Origin of the sequence: Aeromicrobium sp. Root495, from assembly GCF_001426755.1 — a bacterium.
Lineage (GTDB): Bacteria > Actinomycetota > Actinomycetes > Propionibacteriales > Nocardioidaceae > Aeromicrobium.
Genome location: NZ_LMFJ01000002.1, coordinates 277,764 through 291,094, shown reverse-complemented (window position 1 = coordinate 291,094; position 13,331 = coordinate 277,764). Strand labels below are relative to the sequence as shown.

At 70.2% G+C, this 13,331-nt stretch carries 15 protein-coding genes and 1 tRNA gene; 6 read left to right on the top strand and 10 right to left on the bottom strand.

The annotated features are described in order from the left end of the window. Positions 1 to 4: 4 nt before the first annotated feature. From pknB to ASD11_RS15465, 6 genes are read right to left on the bottom strand one after another with little or no spacing between them, the layout of a single operon-like run. Positions 5 to 1,780, bottom strand: a complete 1,776-nt coding sequence (gene pknB / locus ASD11_RS15490) for a Stk1 family PASTA domain-containing Ser/Thr kinase (RefSeq protein ID WP_056289610.1) — start codon at positions 1,778 to 1,780, stop codon at positions 5 to 7. Positions 1,781 to 1,837: 57 nt separating this feature from the next. Further along, complete coding sequence (locus ASD11_RS15485) at positions 1,838 to 3,319, bottom strand: peptidoglycan D,D-transpeptidase FtsI family protein (RefSeq protein ID WP_056289607.1); 1,482 nt, start codon at positions 3,317 to 3,319, stop codon at positions 1,838 to 1,840. After that, entirely contained in the window at positions 3,316 to 4,707 is a 1,392-nt protein-coding gene (locus ASD11_RS15480; protein WP_056289604.1) for an FtsW/RodA/SpoVE family cell cycle protein, read from the bottom strand. The genes ASD11_RS15485 and ASD11_RS15480 overlap by 4 nt, the downstream gene beginning before the upstream one ends. After that, complete coding sequence (locus ASD11_RS15475; RefSeq protein ID WP_056289601.1) at positions 4,707 to 5,996, bottom strand: PP2C family protein-serine/threonine phosphatase; 1,290 nt, start codon at positions 5,994 to 5,996, stop codon at positions 4,707 to 4,709. Before ASD11_RS15475 ends, ASD11_RS15480 begins: the two co-directional genes overlap by 1 nt. A 1-nt stretch (position 5,997) precedes the next feature. Further along, positions 5,998 to 6,483, bottom strand: coding sequence for an FHA domain-containing protein FhaB/FipA (locus ASD11_RS15470; protein WP_056289599.1), 486 nt, complete (start codon positions 6,481 to 6,483; stop codon positions 5,998 to 6,000). Then, complete coding sequence (locus tag ASD11_RS15465) at positions 6,483 to 7,211, bottom strand: FhaA domain-containing protein (protein ID WP_056289597.1); 729 nt, start codon at positions 7,209 to 7,211, stop codon at positions 6,483 to 6,485. Before ASD11_RS15465 ends, ASD11_RS15470 begins: the two co-directional genes overlap by 1 nt. Positions 7,212 to 7,360: 149 nt before the next feature. Here ASD11_RS15465 and ASD11_RS15460 point away from each other — a divergent pair. The 3 genes from ASD11_RS15460 to ASD11_RS15450 all read left to right on the top strand — a co-directional run bounded on the left by ASD11_RS15460 (position 7,361) and on the right by ASD11_RS15450 (position 8,776). Continuing rightward, a tRNA-Leu gene (locus ASD11_RS15460) sits at positions 7,361 to 7,443 on the top strand. An 82-nt stretch (positions 7,444 to 7,525) separates the two neighbouring features. Beyond that, positions 7,526 to 8,443 carry a carbohydrate kinase family protein gene (locus tag ASD11_RS15455; RefSeq protein WP_056289595.1) on the top strand — a complete coding sequence of 306 codons (918 nt, stop codon included), beginning with the start codon at positions 7,526 to 7,528 and terminating at the stop codon, positions 8,441 to 8,443. A gap of 36 nt (positions 8,444 to 8,479) precedes the next feature. Further along, positions 8,480 to 8,776, top strand: coding sequence for a DUF4235 domain-containing protein (locus tag ASD11_RS15450; protein ID WP_056289593.1), 297 nt, complete (start codon positions 8,480 to 8,482; stop codon positions 8,774 to 8,776). On the opposite strand, the gene ASD11_RS15445 is transcribed toward ASD11_RS15450, so the two are convergent. The 3 genes from ASD11_RS15445 to ASD11_RS15435 all read right to left on the bottom strand — a co-directional run bounded on the left by ASD11_RS15445 (position 8,751) and on the right by ASD11_RS15435 (position 10,096). Continuing rightward, complete coding sequence (locus ASD11_RS15445) at positions 8,751 to 9,134, bottom strand: hypothetical protein (protein WP_056289590.1); 384 nt, start codon at positions 9,132 to 9,134, stop codon at positions 8,751 to 8,753. The two genes, ASD11_RS15450 and ASD11_RS15445, sit on opposite strands and share 26 nt — an antisense overlap. 108 nt (positions 9,135 to 9,242) lie before the next feature. Continuing rightward, positions 9,243 to 9,800 (bottom strand): type 1 glutamine amidotransferase domain-containing protein, encoded by a 558-nt coding sequence (locus tag ASD11_RS15440; RefSeq protein ID WP_056289588.1) that lies wholly within the window; start codon positions 9,798 to 9,800, stop codon positions 9,243 to 9,245. Continuing rightward, on the bottom strand, positions 9,800 to 10,096 hold the full coding sequence (locus ASD11_RS15435) for a WhiB family transcriptional regulator (RefSeq protein WP_056289585.1): 297 nt from the start codon (positions 10,094 to 10,096) through the stop codon (positions 9,800 to 9,802). Before ASD11_RS15435 ends, ASD11_RS15440 begins: the two co-directional genes overlap by 1 nt. Before the next feature lie 181 nt (positions 10,097 to 10,277). Between ASD11_RS15435 and ASD11_RS15430 the strand changes: the two genes are divergently transcribed. Genes ASD11_RS15430 through ASD11_RS15420 form a run of 3 tightly spaced genes read left to right on the top strand, consistent with a single transcriptional unit; the run spans position 10,278 to position 12,924 of the window. Further along, a complete protein-coding gene (locus ASD11_RS15430; RefSeq protein WP_082554493.1) occupies positions 10,278 to 11,273 on the top strand; it encodes a MerR family transcriptional regulator in 996 nt (331 codons plus the stop codon). A gap of 15 nt (positions 11,274 to 11,288) precedes the next feature. Next, complete coding sequence (locus ASD11_RS15425) at positions 11,289 to 12,101, top strand: crotonase/enoyl-CoA hydratase family protein (protein ID WP_056289580.1); 813 nt, start codon at positions 11,289 to 11,291, stop codon at positions 12,099 to 12,101. A gap of 58 nt (positions 12,102 to 12,159) precedes the next feature. Next, the gene (locus tag ASD11_RS15420; RefSeq protein WP_056289577.1) at positions 12,160 to 12,924 is read left to right on the top strand and encodes a class I SAM-dependent methyltransferase; all 765 of its coding nucleotides are present in this window, start codon (positions 12,160 to 12,162) and stop codon (positions 12,922 to 12,924) included. 128 nt (positions 12,925 to 13,052) lie between these two features. Here the strand turns inward: ASD11_RS15420 and ASD11_RS15415 are convergent, their stop codons facing one another. Further along, positions 13,053 to 13,325, bottom strand: coding sequence for a DUF2277 domain-containing protein (locus tag ASD11_RS15415; protein ID WP_056289576.1), 273 nt, complete (start codon positions 13,323 to 13,325; stop codon positions 13,053 to 13,055). Positions 13,326 to 13,331: the final 6 nt, after the last annotated feature.

Below are 13,331 nucleotides of genomic sequence, written 5' to 3'. Positions count from 1 at the left end.
TCGCTCAGCCGAGCGGATCGGTCCCGGCGTCCGCGTCCACCCCGGGATCGGTGTCGGTCCCTGGACCGGTGTCGGCGTCGTCGCCCTGGTCGTCACCACCGGAGTTGGTGGAGACGGTGATCTCGATGGAGGTGCCCGGCGGGACCTTCTGTCCGCCCGGCGTGCTCTGGGCGGTGACCATGTCGGCGGGCTGGTCCGAGGATGGGTCGTTGGTGACCGTGTACTTGATACCGGCGTCCTCGAGTGCCTGCTTGGCGTCCTCGAGCGACTGCCCGACCACGTTGGGGACGGTGGCCTGGCCCTTGGAGACGATCACCGTGACCGTGGTGCCCGCGTCGACCGGGGTGTTGGCCGGCGGGTTGGTGTTGATGACGGTGTCCTTGTCCTCCTGGGAGTCCCGCTCGTCCTTCTTCACCTTGAGGCCGGCACGCTCCAGTGCGGACTTGGCCTCGGAGTACGTGTAGCCGCCGACGTCGGGGACGTTGACCTGCTCCGGTCCGCTCGAGACGGTGAGGACGACCTCGGAGCCGTCCTCGACCTTGGAGTCGGCGTCGGGGTCGGTGGAGATGACCTTGCCCTCGTCGACGTCGGCGCTGGGCTGCTGGACGGGGTCGCCGACGGTGAGGCCCTTGGAGGTGATGGCCCGGGTGGCGGCGTCGACGTCGAGACCGATCACGTCGGGGACGGCGACCTGCTTGACGGGGTCGGGCTGGGAGGCCTTCCAGACGCCGAACGCGATGCCGGCGAGCAGCAGGACGGCGACGAGGGCGAGGATCCAGTACGCGGCCTGGTTGCGCTTCTCCTCTTCCTCCTCGTCCTCGCGGATGGCGGTGTGCGCGCCGCCCACGGAGGTGGCGGCGGCCGCGGGGACCACGGCGGTGGCTGCGCCGACCACGGCCGTGGAGGCGGTGGGGGCGGCCACGGCGTGTCCGCCGATGGCGCGCTCGAGGTCGCGGCGCATGTCGGCGGCGCTCTGGTAGCGGTCGTCGACGCGCTTGGCGAGGGCCTTGGCCACGATGTTGTCGACCGTGGGCGTGACGTCGGGGTTGAGCTGCGAGGGAGGACGAGCCTCCTCGCGGACGTGCTGGTACGCCACCGAGACCGGGCTCTCGCCGACGAACGGCGGGCGGCCGGTGAGCAGCTCGTAGAGCAGGCAGCCGGTGGAGTAGATGTCGGAGCGGGCGTCGACGGTCTCGCCGCGGGCCTGCTCGGGCGACAGGTACTGGGCCGTGCCGATGACGGCGGCGGTGGCGGTCATGGCCGAGGAGGCGTCGGCGATGGCGCGGGCGATGCCGAAGTCCATGACCTTGACCTGGCCCGAGGGCGTGAGCATGACGTTGGCGGGCTTGATGTCGCGGTGGATGATGCCGGAGCGGTGGCTGTAGTCGAGGGCATCGAGGATGTCGGCGGTGATGGAGAGTGCGCGCTCGGGCAGGATCTTGCGGTCGTCGCGCATGATCTCGCGCAGCGTCTGTCCCTCGACGTACTCCATGACGATGTACGGGATGTGGTCACCGTGGGAGTTGTCGGCCTCGCCGGTGTCGTAGACCGCGACGATGGAGGGGTGGTTGAGTGCTGCGGCCGACTGGGCCTCGCGGCGGAACCGGGCCTGGAAGGTGTCGTCGGACGCCAGGTCGACGCGCAGCTGCTTGACGGCCACGGTGCGTCCGAGACGCAGGTCGCGGCCCACGCGGACGTCGGCCATGCCTCCACGGCCCAGCAGGCCGCCGAGCTCGTAGCGGTCGCCGAGGCGGATGGGCTCGTCGCCGGATGTGGTCATGGTGTCAGTCTCCCAAGGGGTGGGTGGGGGATGCGGAGGTCACGGTCGATGGGTGGCTCACTTCTCGAGCACCGCCTCGATGACGGACCGAGCGATGGGTCCGGCGAGTCGGCCGCCGGCGATCTCGTTGCGGGCGGTGTCGCTGCTCTCGACCAGCACGGCCACCGCGACGGTGGGGTTGTCGGCCGGGGCCAGGGCCACGAACCAGGCATAGGGCGGGCGGTCCTCGGTGGACTGTGCCGTGCCGGTCTTGGCGCCCACGTCGACGCCGGAGATCCGGGCGGAGGTGGCGGTGCCGCGCTCCACCGTGCTGACCATCATCTGGCGCAGCTTGGCGGAGTCGGCCGCCGACATGGCCGGGGTGTCGCTGATGGCCTCGGGCTCGGCCTTCTCGAGCACCTGGAGGTTGGGCTCGCGGACGGTCTTGACGACGTAGGGCTTCATGACCACGCCGTCGTTGGCGATGCCGGCCGCGACCATGGCCATCTGGAGCGGGCTCGCGGCCACCTCGTACTGACCGATCCCGCTCTGCGCCAGCTGGGCGACGTCGAGGTCAGTGCCCTCGGCGGTGAAGCGGCTGGAGCTGCCCGGCAGGCCCTCGAGGTAGTCGCGGCCGAAGCCGAACAGCTCCGCCTGGGCGTCGAGCTTGTCCTGGCCGATCTTGTCGGCGAGCGAGCCGAAGCTCACGTTGCACGAGACGTTGAGCGCCTGCTCGAACGTGATGCTGTTGCCGCCGCAGTTGCTGCCGTTCTCGTTGCCCAGCGTGTAGGAGCCGGCGCGGCCACCGAAGTCGAGCGTGGTGCCGCCCTTGACCTTGGAGTCGGGGTCGAGCTTGAGGTTCTTGAGCGCGGCCGCGGCGGTGACGAGCTTGAAGGTGGAGCCCGGCGGCAGGATCTGCTGCGTGCCGCGGTTGATCATGGGCTGGTCCTTGTCGCCCGTGAGCTCCTTCCAGGCGGCCTCCACCTTGTTCAGGTCGTGGCTCGCGAGACGGTTGGGGTCGTACGAGGGCTGGGTGACGCTGGCCAGGATGGCGCCCGTGCGCGGGTCGAGCGCGACGACAGCACCCTTGGTGTTCTTGCCGAGGGCCTCCAGCCCGCTGGCGGCGGTCTTCTGAGCGGCGCTGTTGATGGTGAGCTCGACGCTGCCGCCCTTGGGCTGGGCGTTGGAGAGGAGGTCGACCACGCGGTTCACGAAGAGCCGGTTGTCGCTCCCGGACAGCACGGCGTTCTGCGAGCGCTCGATGGAGGCGCCGCCGTAGATGTAGGAGAAGAAGCCGGTGAGCGGCGCGTAGAGCCCCGGCTCGGCGTACTTGCGCTGGTACTCGTACTGGTCGCCGCTCTTGACGCTCTCGGCCACGGGGTCGCCGTCGACGAGGATGGAGCCGCGGTCGCGCGAGAACTCCTCGTCGATGACCCGGCGGTTGCCGTTCTTGGAGTTGAGGCTGTCGGCCTCGACGAACTGCACGTAGTTCACGTTGAGCAGCAGTGCAGCGAAGAGCGCGAGGCACGCGATGGCGAGGTTGCGGATGGGCTTGTTCACAGCTTCACCACCTGGGTGGCCTCGTCGCTCTCGAAGGAGGAGACCTCGGGGGCCGGGCGACGGGTCTGGTCGCTGATGCGCAGGAGCAGGGCGATGATGGCCCAGTTCATGACGATGGACGAGCCTCCCTGGGCCAGGAACGGTGTGGTGAGACCGGTGAGCGGGATGAGGCGCGTGACGCCGCCGATGACCACGAAGACCTGCAGCGCCATGGAGACGGCGAGGCCGGCGGCAAGGAGCTTGCCGAAGGCGTCGCGGCACGTGAGGGCGATGCGCAGGCCGCGCTCCACGATGAGCCCGTAGATCACGAGGATCGCCATGATGCCGGTGAGACCCAGCTCCTCACCGAACGCCGAGGCGATGAAGTCGGAGAAGGAGAACGGGGTGAGCTCCGGGCTGCCGAGTCCCCAGCCACGGCCGAGGATGCCGCCGTGCGCGAGCCCGAAGAGGCCGTTGATGATCTGGCCGTTGTTGTCGGGGTCGGAGAAGGGGTGCAGCCAGACGTCGAAACGGTTGCGCACGTGGCCGAACGCCACGTACCCGAAGTACGAGCCGGCGGCGAACAGCACGCCGCCCACCACGAGCCAGCCCGGACGCTCCGTGGCGATGTAGAGCATGACCACGAAGAGGCCGAAGAACAGCAACGAGGAGCCCAGGTCCTTCTGGGCCACGAGGATGAGGATGCTGATGCCCCAGCCCACGAGGATGGGCCCGAGGTCGCGACCGCGCGGGAGGTCTATGCCGGCGATGCGCCGGCCGGCCAGGGCGAGTGCGTCGCGCTTGACCACGAGGTAGCCCGCGAAGAAGATCGCGAGGCAGATCTTGGCGGCCTCGCCGGGCTGGAAGCTGAACGGGCCGAGTCGGATCCAGATCTTGGCGCCGCGGATGTCCTGGCCGATGCCCGGGATGAGGGGCAGGAGCAGCAGCACGATGGCGGCGAGACCGAAGGTGAACGTGTACGCCTGCAGACGGCGGTGGTCGCGGATGACGATCAGCACGGTCGCGAAGGCGATCAGCCCGATGGCCGTCCACATGAGCTGGGCGTTGGCGAGCGGCTCGTAGTTGCCGCCGAGGCAGTAGTCCTCGCAGCTCAGGTCGATGCGGTAGATCATGGCCAGCCCGAGGCCGTTGAGGGCCACGACCAGGGGGATCAGGACGGGGTCGGCGTAGGGCGCGACCTTGCGGATGACGAGGTGGGTGGCCACCGCGACGGCAGCGAGCGAGAAGCTCAGCTTGGCCACGCCCGCCGGGATCCGTCCCTCGACGCCCAGGCCCACGGCACAGTAGGCCGCGATGCCGATGACGACCGACATGGAGAGCAGCACGAGCTCGGCCCCGCGGCGCTTGCGCGGGACCCATGCGGGGCTGCTGCCCAGTCCGGAGCTCATCAGGCGTCCTGGCTCTTGGCCGAGGGCGAGGCCTTGGAGGACGGCTTGGGGGATGGCGTGGGGCTCGGCTTGACCTCCGGCACGGCGGCCTTGAGCTCCGCGACGGTGTCTCGGGCCTGCGCGAGGGAGTCGACGTCGGTGATCCCGGCCCGCACCTTGTCGGCGTAGCTCTCGGGGAGCGAGCTCACCGAGACGCCCGTGCCCTCCTCCACGTGGGAGAGGGTGAGGCCCGGGACGTCGACGTCGATGCCGCGGTAGATGACCACCTGGCCGGCGTACGTGCCGACGTAGAACTGGCGCTGCGTGTACTGGTACGCGAGGACCCCGATGACGAGCAGGAGGCCCACGAACGCAGCGATGAAGGCCATGGGACGGACCCAGAAGAAGCGGCTCGGCTCGCGCGGCGCGTACCGGAGCTCCTCGGGGTCGAGGGCGACTGCGGGGGTGGTGGTCTCGGCGTCGCGACCGCTGGAGGCGCGGCCGGTGCGTCCCCGGGGGCCCTCGGAGGCGGCGCCCACGAGCTGCGGCTGGCCGTCGGAGGACGACAGGTGCTCGTCGGGCTCCTCGCTGGCGTCGACGAGCTCGCCGATGACGACCGTGACGTTGTCGTAGCCGCCGGCCTCGAGCGCGTGGCGCACGAGCTCGGTGGCGGCCTGGTCGATGGTCTCGGCACCCAGCAGCTGCTCGATGACGGAGTCCTCGACCATGTCGGACAGGCCGTCGCTGCAGAGCAGGAACCGGTCGCCGAGCTTCCCGTCGAACCAGCCGAGGTCGGCATCGTTGTCGTCGCGGCCGAGCATGACCCGCAGCAGCAGGGAGCGGTGCGGGTGCACCCGGGCCTCGGCGGGGGTCAGCTTGCCCTCGTCGACGAGGCTCTGGACGAAGGTGTGGTCGATGCTGATCTGGGTGAGCCGACCGTCTCGCAGGAGGTAGGCCCGGGAGTCGCCGATGTGGGCGGTGGCGAAGCGGTGGCCGTCCCACAGCATGGCCTCGAGCGTGGTGCCCATGCCCTCGACCGACGGGTCGTCGCGCACGAGCTGGCCGAGGCGCGTGTTGGCGGCGGCGACCGCGTGCCCGAGGGCCTCCAGCGGGTCGACGTCGCTGAGGTCGGTGTCGACCTGGCGCACGATGTTCATCGTGGTGGCCGAGGCGAGGTCGCCCGCGGCCGCACCGCCCATGCCGTCGGCGATGGCGATGAGGCTGCTGCTGGCGTACCCCGAGTCCTGGTTGGTGGACCGGCGCAGGCCGACGTCGGTCAGGGCGACGTAGTTCAGGCGAAGGCTCGTCATGTCACTTCCGGAGCTCGACGATGGTCTTGCCGAGACGCACCTGCGTGCCGAGGGCCACGGCCACGGGGCTCGTGATGCGCTGGCTGCCGAGGTAGGTGCCGTTGGTGGAGCCGAGGTCCTCGACGAACCACTGCTCGCCGTTGCTGGCGAACCGGGCGTGGCGGGTGGACACGTAGTCGTCGTCGAGACGGATGGCTGCGTCGGTGCCGCGGCCCAGGAGGATGGGGTCCGTTCCGAGCGGCACGCTCTGGCCGCTGTTGGGCCCGGAGACGACCTGCAGCTTGGTGGGGACGCCGCGGGGCGCCTTGCCCTTGCGCTGCTTGGGCGCTGCCGGTGGCTTGGGCTGCTTGGCGACCTTGGCGCGCGGCTGGCTGGGGACCTTGGTGCCGAAGATGTCGGAGCGGATCACGGAGACCGCGGACAGCACGAAGAGCCACAGCACGGCCAGGAAGCCCAGCTTGATCAGGGTGAGGGTCAGCTCGGACATCAGCGCTCCCGGTCGGTGGACGTGATGTGGATGAGCACGCTCGTGTTGCCCAGACGGATCTGCGAGCCGTCGGCGACGGAGCCCGTCTGGACACGGTGCCCGTTGAGGATGACGCCGTTGGTGCTGCCGAGGTCGACCACCGTGACGGTGGTGCCGCCAGGCGAGTCATGGACCTTGATCTCGGCGTGCCGGCGCGAGATGCCCGGGTCGTCGATGCGGAGGTCGGCCTCGGAGCCGCGTCCGATGACGACGCCGGGCGCCTGGAGCGGGTGGCGCATGCCGTTGACCTCGATGACGACGTCCGAGGAGCGGATGGCCGTCTCCGTCATGCGCTGCCCGGCGACGGGTCGGACCGACGCGTTGGTCTTGCTGCGCACGCGGAAGCGACCGGTGCCGAGCTCGGGGGCCTCGACGAACGTGATGGTGAGCGGCCCGGCCAGCGTGTACCGCTGCTCCGTGACGTGCTCCTTCACGAGGGTGGCGAGCTCGTCGGACAGCGTGGTCCCGAACGGCGTGAGCCGCTCGTGGTCCGACGTGGAGAGCTCGACGGTGAAGTCGTTGGGCACGAGCATCCGCTCGCGTGAGAGCACATGGGCCGAGTTGTCGATCTCGCGCTGCAGGGCGGCGGCGATCTCCACCGGCTGGACGGCGCTGCGGAACGCGCGGGCGAACGCACCGGTCACGGCGCCCTCGAGCCTCTGCTCGAAGCGCTGGAGCACTCCGGCCATGCGTCGTCCACCTCCTCGTCGGTCCCGTGGTCGGACATTCCCTGCGATCGTATCGGCCCACCCAGCATTCGCCCGTGCACCGGGCGTCCCCGCGGGGCGCGAGCCCTGTTAGAGTTGTGCCTCGGTCGTACGGCTCTGCTGTCGACTGGGCGCACGTGGCGGAATGGTAGACGCGCTGGCTTCAGGTGCCAGTGTCCGCAAGGGCGTGGAGGTTCGAATCCTCTCGTGCGCACGTACTTCAGAAGCTCCCGGATCCTCACGGACCGGGAGCTTTCTGCTGCTCGGGGCCCGACGGCCGCCGCTACGGTGAGTCCATGTCAGGTGCGCAGCGGATCTCGGACGTGCTCGTCGTGGGAGAGGCGCTGGTCGACGTCGTGCGACGTCCCGGCGAGGAGGACGTGGTCCACGCCGGAGGGTCGCCGTTCAACGTGGCCGTCGGGCTCGGACGACTGGGCGTGTCGGTGGAGCTGGGTGCGCAGGTCGGAGCCGACGAGCACGGGGAGCTCCTCAGGGGCCAGCTGGACCGGGCCGACGTCCTCCTGGCCGACCTCGCCCCGCCGCCGAGCCGCACGTCCTCGGCCGTCGCCGTCCTGGCCGACGACGGCAGTGCCTCCTACGCGTTCGGCCTGACGTGGGACCCCGCAGGTCCCCTCTCCGCCTCGGGCCGGGCGGCTGTGCACGTGGGCTCCCTGGGCATCGCGATCGAGCCGGGGGCCACGACCGTCTCCACGCTCGTCGCCGACGCCGCCGCACAGGGCGTCGTCGTGTCCCTCGATCCCAACGTCCGGCTGAGCGTCGAGCCCGACCACGCGCGGTGGCGGGAGCTGGTCGACCGGCTCCTCCCGTCCGTGACGGTCCTGAAGATGAGCGACGAGGACGCCGAGGTGCTGTACCCGGGCCGCGACCTCGCCGAGCTCGTGGCCGAGCTGGCCGCGCCCGGCCGGGTCGTCGCGGTCACTCGGGGTGGGGACGGAGCCGTCCTGGGCTCCCCGGCCGGTGTCGTGGAACGGCCCGGCCCCTCGGTCGACGTCGCCGACACCATCGGCGCGGGCGACTCCTTCATGGCCGCGATGCTCGCCTGGCTGTGCGACCGCGAGTGGCCCGCGGCATCCGAGCTTGACGCCGGTGATCTCGAGTCACTGCTCACCTGGTGCAGCGCGGCGGCCACGATCACGGTCGGTCGCCCAGGTGCGGACCCGCCGTGGCGGGCGGAGCTCGCCCCGACTCGTTGAGATGCAGGCACGTCGGTCCGCGCCTACGGTCGGATCATGTCCACCGAGAAGAAGGCCAGCACCTCTGCCAAGATCCTCTACCGCCCGGTCGGCATCGTCAGCTCGATCCTCGGCGGTCTCATCGCGAGCATGCTCTTCAAGCAGGTCTGGAAGCGCGTCGGGTCCGACGACAAGGCCGACCCGCCGGGACCGCTGCAGAGCGAGTACGGGTTCCGGGAGATCCTCCTGGCCGCCGTGCTGCAGGGCGCCATCTACGCCGCCGTGAAGTCGGTCATCAACCGTCAGGGCGCCAAGGCGTTCGAGCGCGCTACGGGCGAGTGGCCCGGTTCCTGAGCTCCCGCTCCTCGCGACGCAGGTGGATCAGGACTGCCAGCCCGGCCACGACCAGGAGCGTTCCGCCGATGGCGGGCAGTGCGACGGTGCTACGTGCCCGAGACGTGCAGGCCTCGTCGAGGTCGGCCCGGTCGGCGTCGGCACCGCTGTCCTGCGTGGTCGTCTCTCCCGTGCCCAGGATGAGGTAGGCGCGGCCGCAGTCGGTGGACGAGTCGCCGTCGGGTGACACCTGGGCGGCGAGCCCGAGCCCCAGCACGAAGAGGCCGGCCAGCGCGAGCAACCAGCCGGCGACCCGGCGCTTGACGCCGTGCGGAGCGGGGACGAAGCTGCGGCCCCAGTCGGTGGGTTGCGAGGACATGCATCGATTCTGTCGGACCGGCCCAACGTCGCATCTCGGCACCGACGCGCAAGAACGCCCTCCCCGGCGTGGGAAGGGCGTCCTCGGACGTGTCGTGGACGAACTCGGCTAGCGGGAGCCGACGACGTCGATGATCTTCTGGCCGAACGCGTCGAGGTCGTCGGGGTTGCGCGAGGTGATGAGGTCCCAGCCCTCGGCCGTGCAGTGCTGGACCTCCTCGTCGACCCAGGTGCCGCCGGCGTTGCGGATGTCGGTCTGGAGCGACGGGAACGAGGTGAGGGTCTTGCCCGGCAGGGCGCCCGACTCCACGAGGGCCCAGGGGCCGTGGCAGATGGCGGCGACCGGCTTGCCGGCCTCGATGAAGGCCTTGACCAGGGCGACGGCGTCGTCGTCGGCACGCACCTTGTCGGCATTGACCGTGCCACCGGGCAGCACCAGCGCGTCGTAGTCCTCGGCGGACGCGTCGGCGATCGTGGCCGTGGCGGTGAAGACCTTGTCCTTGTCGACGTCGCCGACCATGGACTGGACCTCACCCGCCTCGGGTGCCAGGTGCACCGCTGTGGCGCCGGCGGCCGTGAGGTCGGACCAGGGCTGCTCGAGCTCGGCCTTCTCCACACCCACGGGCGCAGTGACGAACGCGATGCGCTTGCCGTCGAGCGCGCCCATCAGGCGACCTTGTCGCCGCGCTTGCGCTCGGCGATGATCGTGGTGCGCTCGGACTCGCTGAGTCCGCCCCAGACGCCGTACGGCTCCTGGACGGAGAGCGCATGCTCGCGGCACGCGTCGATCACGGGGCAGCGGAAGCACATCTCCTTGGCCGCTTCTTCGCGACGCAGCTTGGCGGCGCCGCGCTCGGCCTCGGGCGAGAAGAACTCATCGGGGTCGACGTTGCGGCAGAGCCCGTCGTACTGCCAGTCGTACGAGTCCATCAGTGGCATCGGGAGTCGCTGGATGTTGACCATGGCACGTCCTTACACTCAGTACTGCACAATCCGAGGCTTCGGAACCTGCTCGTCCCCCCGAAACCTCAACTTGGTCACAACTTACTCAGAGAGTGGGCACGGTGGCAAGATCGTGAACAAGTTCTAGACTGTTCACACGGACGTCCTTCTGGACGACGAACCTTCAAGCAGAGGAGGCTCCGTGGCCGACGTAACTCCGCCCACGCCCCCGACGTTCACACCTGTGCGTCCGGACGTCGTCCCTCCCCAGACGGTGGACGAGCCGGAAGACCGCTCCACCATCACGTGGGGGGTGGGTGCCGTGGCCGAGCGACTCGAGATCGCAGCCTCGACCCTGCGCACGTGGGAGCGCCGCTACGGCGTCGGACCGAGCCACCGCACCCAGGGTGGACACCGGCGGTACACCGAGCGGGACATCGACCGGGTGGAGCTGCTGCGCCGACTGGTGGCCCGCGGTGTCTCGGCCCAGGACGCCGCCCGTGTCACGCGTTCGCTCGACCCCGACAACCTCGCGGCCGCGCTGGCCGAGCCCGATCCCGGTCGCGTCAGCTCCACGGACCCCGCCCAGCTGGTGGACTCCGTCATGAAGGCAGCGTCCACGCTGGACGGTCGAGGCATCCACGAGCTCGTGGCCGAGGCCCTGCGCCGCGAGAGCTTCCTGGAGACCTGGCGCGGCATCCTCGCGCCGGCACTCATGCGCATCGCGACGGAGTCGTCCGCCGGATCGCTCGACGCCGAGGCGGTCGAGCTGGCCACGCGCGTGGTCATGAACCAGGTGGCCGCCGTCCGGCCCGCCATGCCCACCGAGACCGCCGACGTCGTGCTGGTCACCTCCGACCGCACCATCGACTCGCTGCCCCTCGTGGCCATCGACGCCGCCCTGCGCAGCGCCGACGTGTCCACGCGTTTCATCGACGCGAGCATGCCCGCCGCGTCGGTCCGGGGACTCGTCGACCGTCTCGACCCCGAGGTGGTGGTGCTGTGGTCCTCGAGCTTCGGCGCCGCGGTCCTGGAGGCCACCCTGTCTCCCGGCTCCTCGGTCCTGCGGGCCTCACCGGCCTGGCCCCACGAGATGAGCCTCTCGGTGGGCGATGACGACCGGGCCGTCTCGATGACGGTGGCCACCGCCACCGACCACGTGCTCGACCGACTGCGCGGGAAGCGCTCGCGCCGCTAGCCCTAGGCTCGTCCCATGAGCGAGCAGACCGAGCCCCTGGTCATCACGAGCTTCGAGGGACCCATCGCGCACGTGCGCCTGAACCGTCCCGACAAGCTCAACAGCGTGACGCTCGAGCTGCTGAGCGACCTCACGGCGTCGGCCGAGTCGATCCGCCGGAACCGAGACGTCCGCGTCGTGATCCTCCAAGGGGCCGGGCCGTCCTTCTGCGCGGGACTCGACTTCGCGACGGTCGGGAAGGACAAGAAGGGCGTCCTCACGACGTTCCTCAAGGCGCCCTGGCGTCGCACCAACGGCTTCCAGCAGCCGCTGTGGGCCTGGCGTGAGCTGCCCGTGCCGGTCATCGCCGTGACGCGGGGGCACGTGCTCGGCGCCGGCATCCAGCTGGCGCTCGCCGCCGACTTCCGCTTCACCACGCCCGACTGTCGGTGGAGCGTGCTCGAGGCCAAGTGGGGCCTCGTGCCCGACATGAGCGGCACCGTCCCCCTCGTCGAGCTCCTCGGCGCCGACGTGGCCAAGCGGCTCGTCATGACCGGCGAGATGATCACGGGCGAGAAGGCCGCGGAGATCGGCCTCGCCACGGGCGTCGCCGACGACCCGATGGTTCCGGCGCTCGAGCTGGCCGAGGCCGTCATCGCCCGCTCGCCCGACTCCGTGGCTGCGTCCAAGAAGCTGCTCAACGAGATCCGCCTCGGCGGTCTGGGGGCCGCGTTCCGTCGCGAGCGCCTCTACCAGCTCCGGATGTTCCGCTCCCCCAATACCGCGAAGGCGCGCAAGGCGGGGATGACGGGCGGCGAGCCGGAGTTCGGCCCCCGCACCTTCGGCTGAGCACGGCGGGGCCGTCGGGGTGTCCCGGTGCTTCACCTGCGGCCGTTAGGGTGGCCGGGTGAGTGATGAGAAGCCGGGCAAGAAGGTCGCCGACCAGTACGACCGTGGGTACGACTACACGACGTACTGGGACAACCGCGACTACGAGCACGAGTCCGAGCAGGCGGCCATCCGCTCGCTCCTCGAGGGGCGGCACTTCGACAGCGCCGTCGACATCGGCGGTGGCTTCGGGCGGCTGTGCCTCCTGCTGCGCAAGTACGCCGACCACGTGACCCTGGCCGAGCCCAGCCAGAGCCAGCTCGACGCCGCGGACAAGGTCCTCGCCGGGACCGACATCGTGAAGCTGCGCACCCAGGCCGACGCGATCGACCTGCCCGACGCCTCGCAGGACCTCCTCACGATGGTGCGCGTCATGCACCACATTCCCGAGCCCACCAAGGAGTTCGGCGAGATCGCCCGCGTGCTCAAGCCGGGCGCCACCGCGCTCATCGAGGTGGCCAACTACGGGCACTTCAAGAACCGTCGCCGGTTCAAGAAGGAGGGCAAGCCGCTGCCCACCGAGCCCGTGAGCATCCGCACCGTCAAGGCCGACGAGCCCGACGCGATCGCGTTCGTGAACCACAACATCGACACGGTGGTCGGTCAGCTCGACGCAGTCGGCCTGCACCTCGTCCGCAAGCTCTCGGTGTCCAACCTGCGCAGCGAGAAGCTCAAGAAGACGCTGCCGACGGGGCTGCTCGTCGCCGTGGAGAAGCGCCTCCAGAAGCGGCTCGCCAAGAACGACTTCGGCCCTAGCATCTTCCTCGAGCTCCGCAAGGCCTGACCGACGCACGATGAGGGGTTGTGGTCGCCACGGCGACCGCAGCCCCTCGTCGTTCGTCCGGGGGCGACCGACGGTGAGGGCTCAGGGTCGTTGGAGCGACCTCAACCCCTCATCCTTCGTCCCCGGGGTCAGGCGGAGGCGTAGCGCTGAGCGGCGCGGGCCTTGGCCTTGGCGGCCTCGACCTCCCGGTCCTTGGGCGGCGCGTTGGAGACGAGGTCGTCGACGAGGTGGCGCGTCAGGTGCGCGATCTCCTGGACGGCGGCCTCGAACACCGCTGCGTTGGCCTGCGACGGCTTGGTCGTCCCGGCGATCTTGCGCACGTACTGCAGAGCAGCGGCGTGGCACTCGTCGTCGGAGGCGGCGGGCTCGAAGTTGTGAAGGGTCCTGATGTTGCGGCACATGCTCTG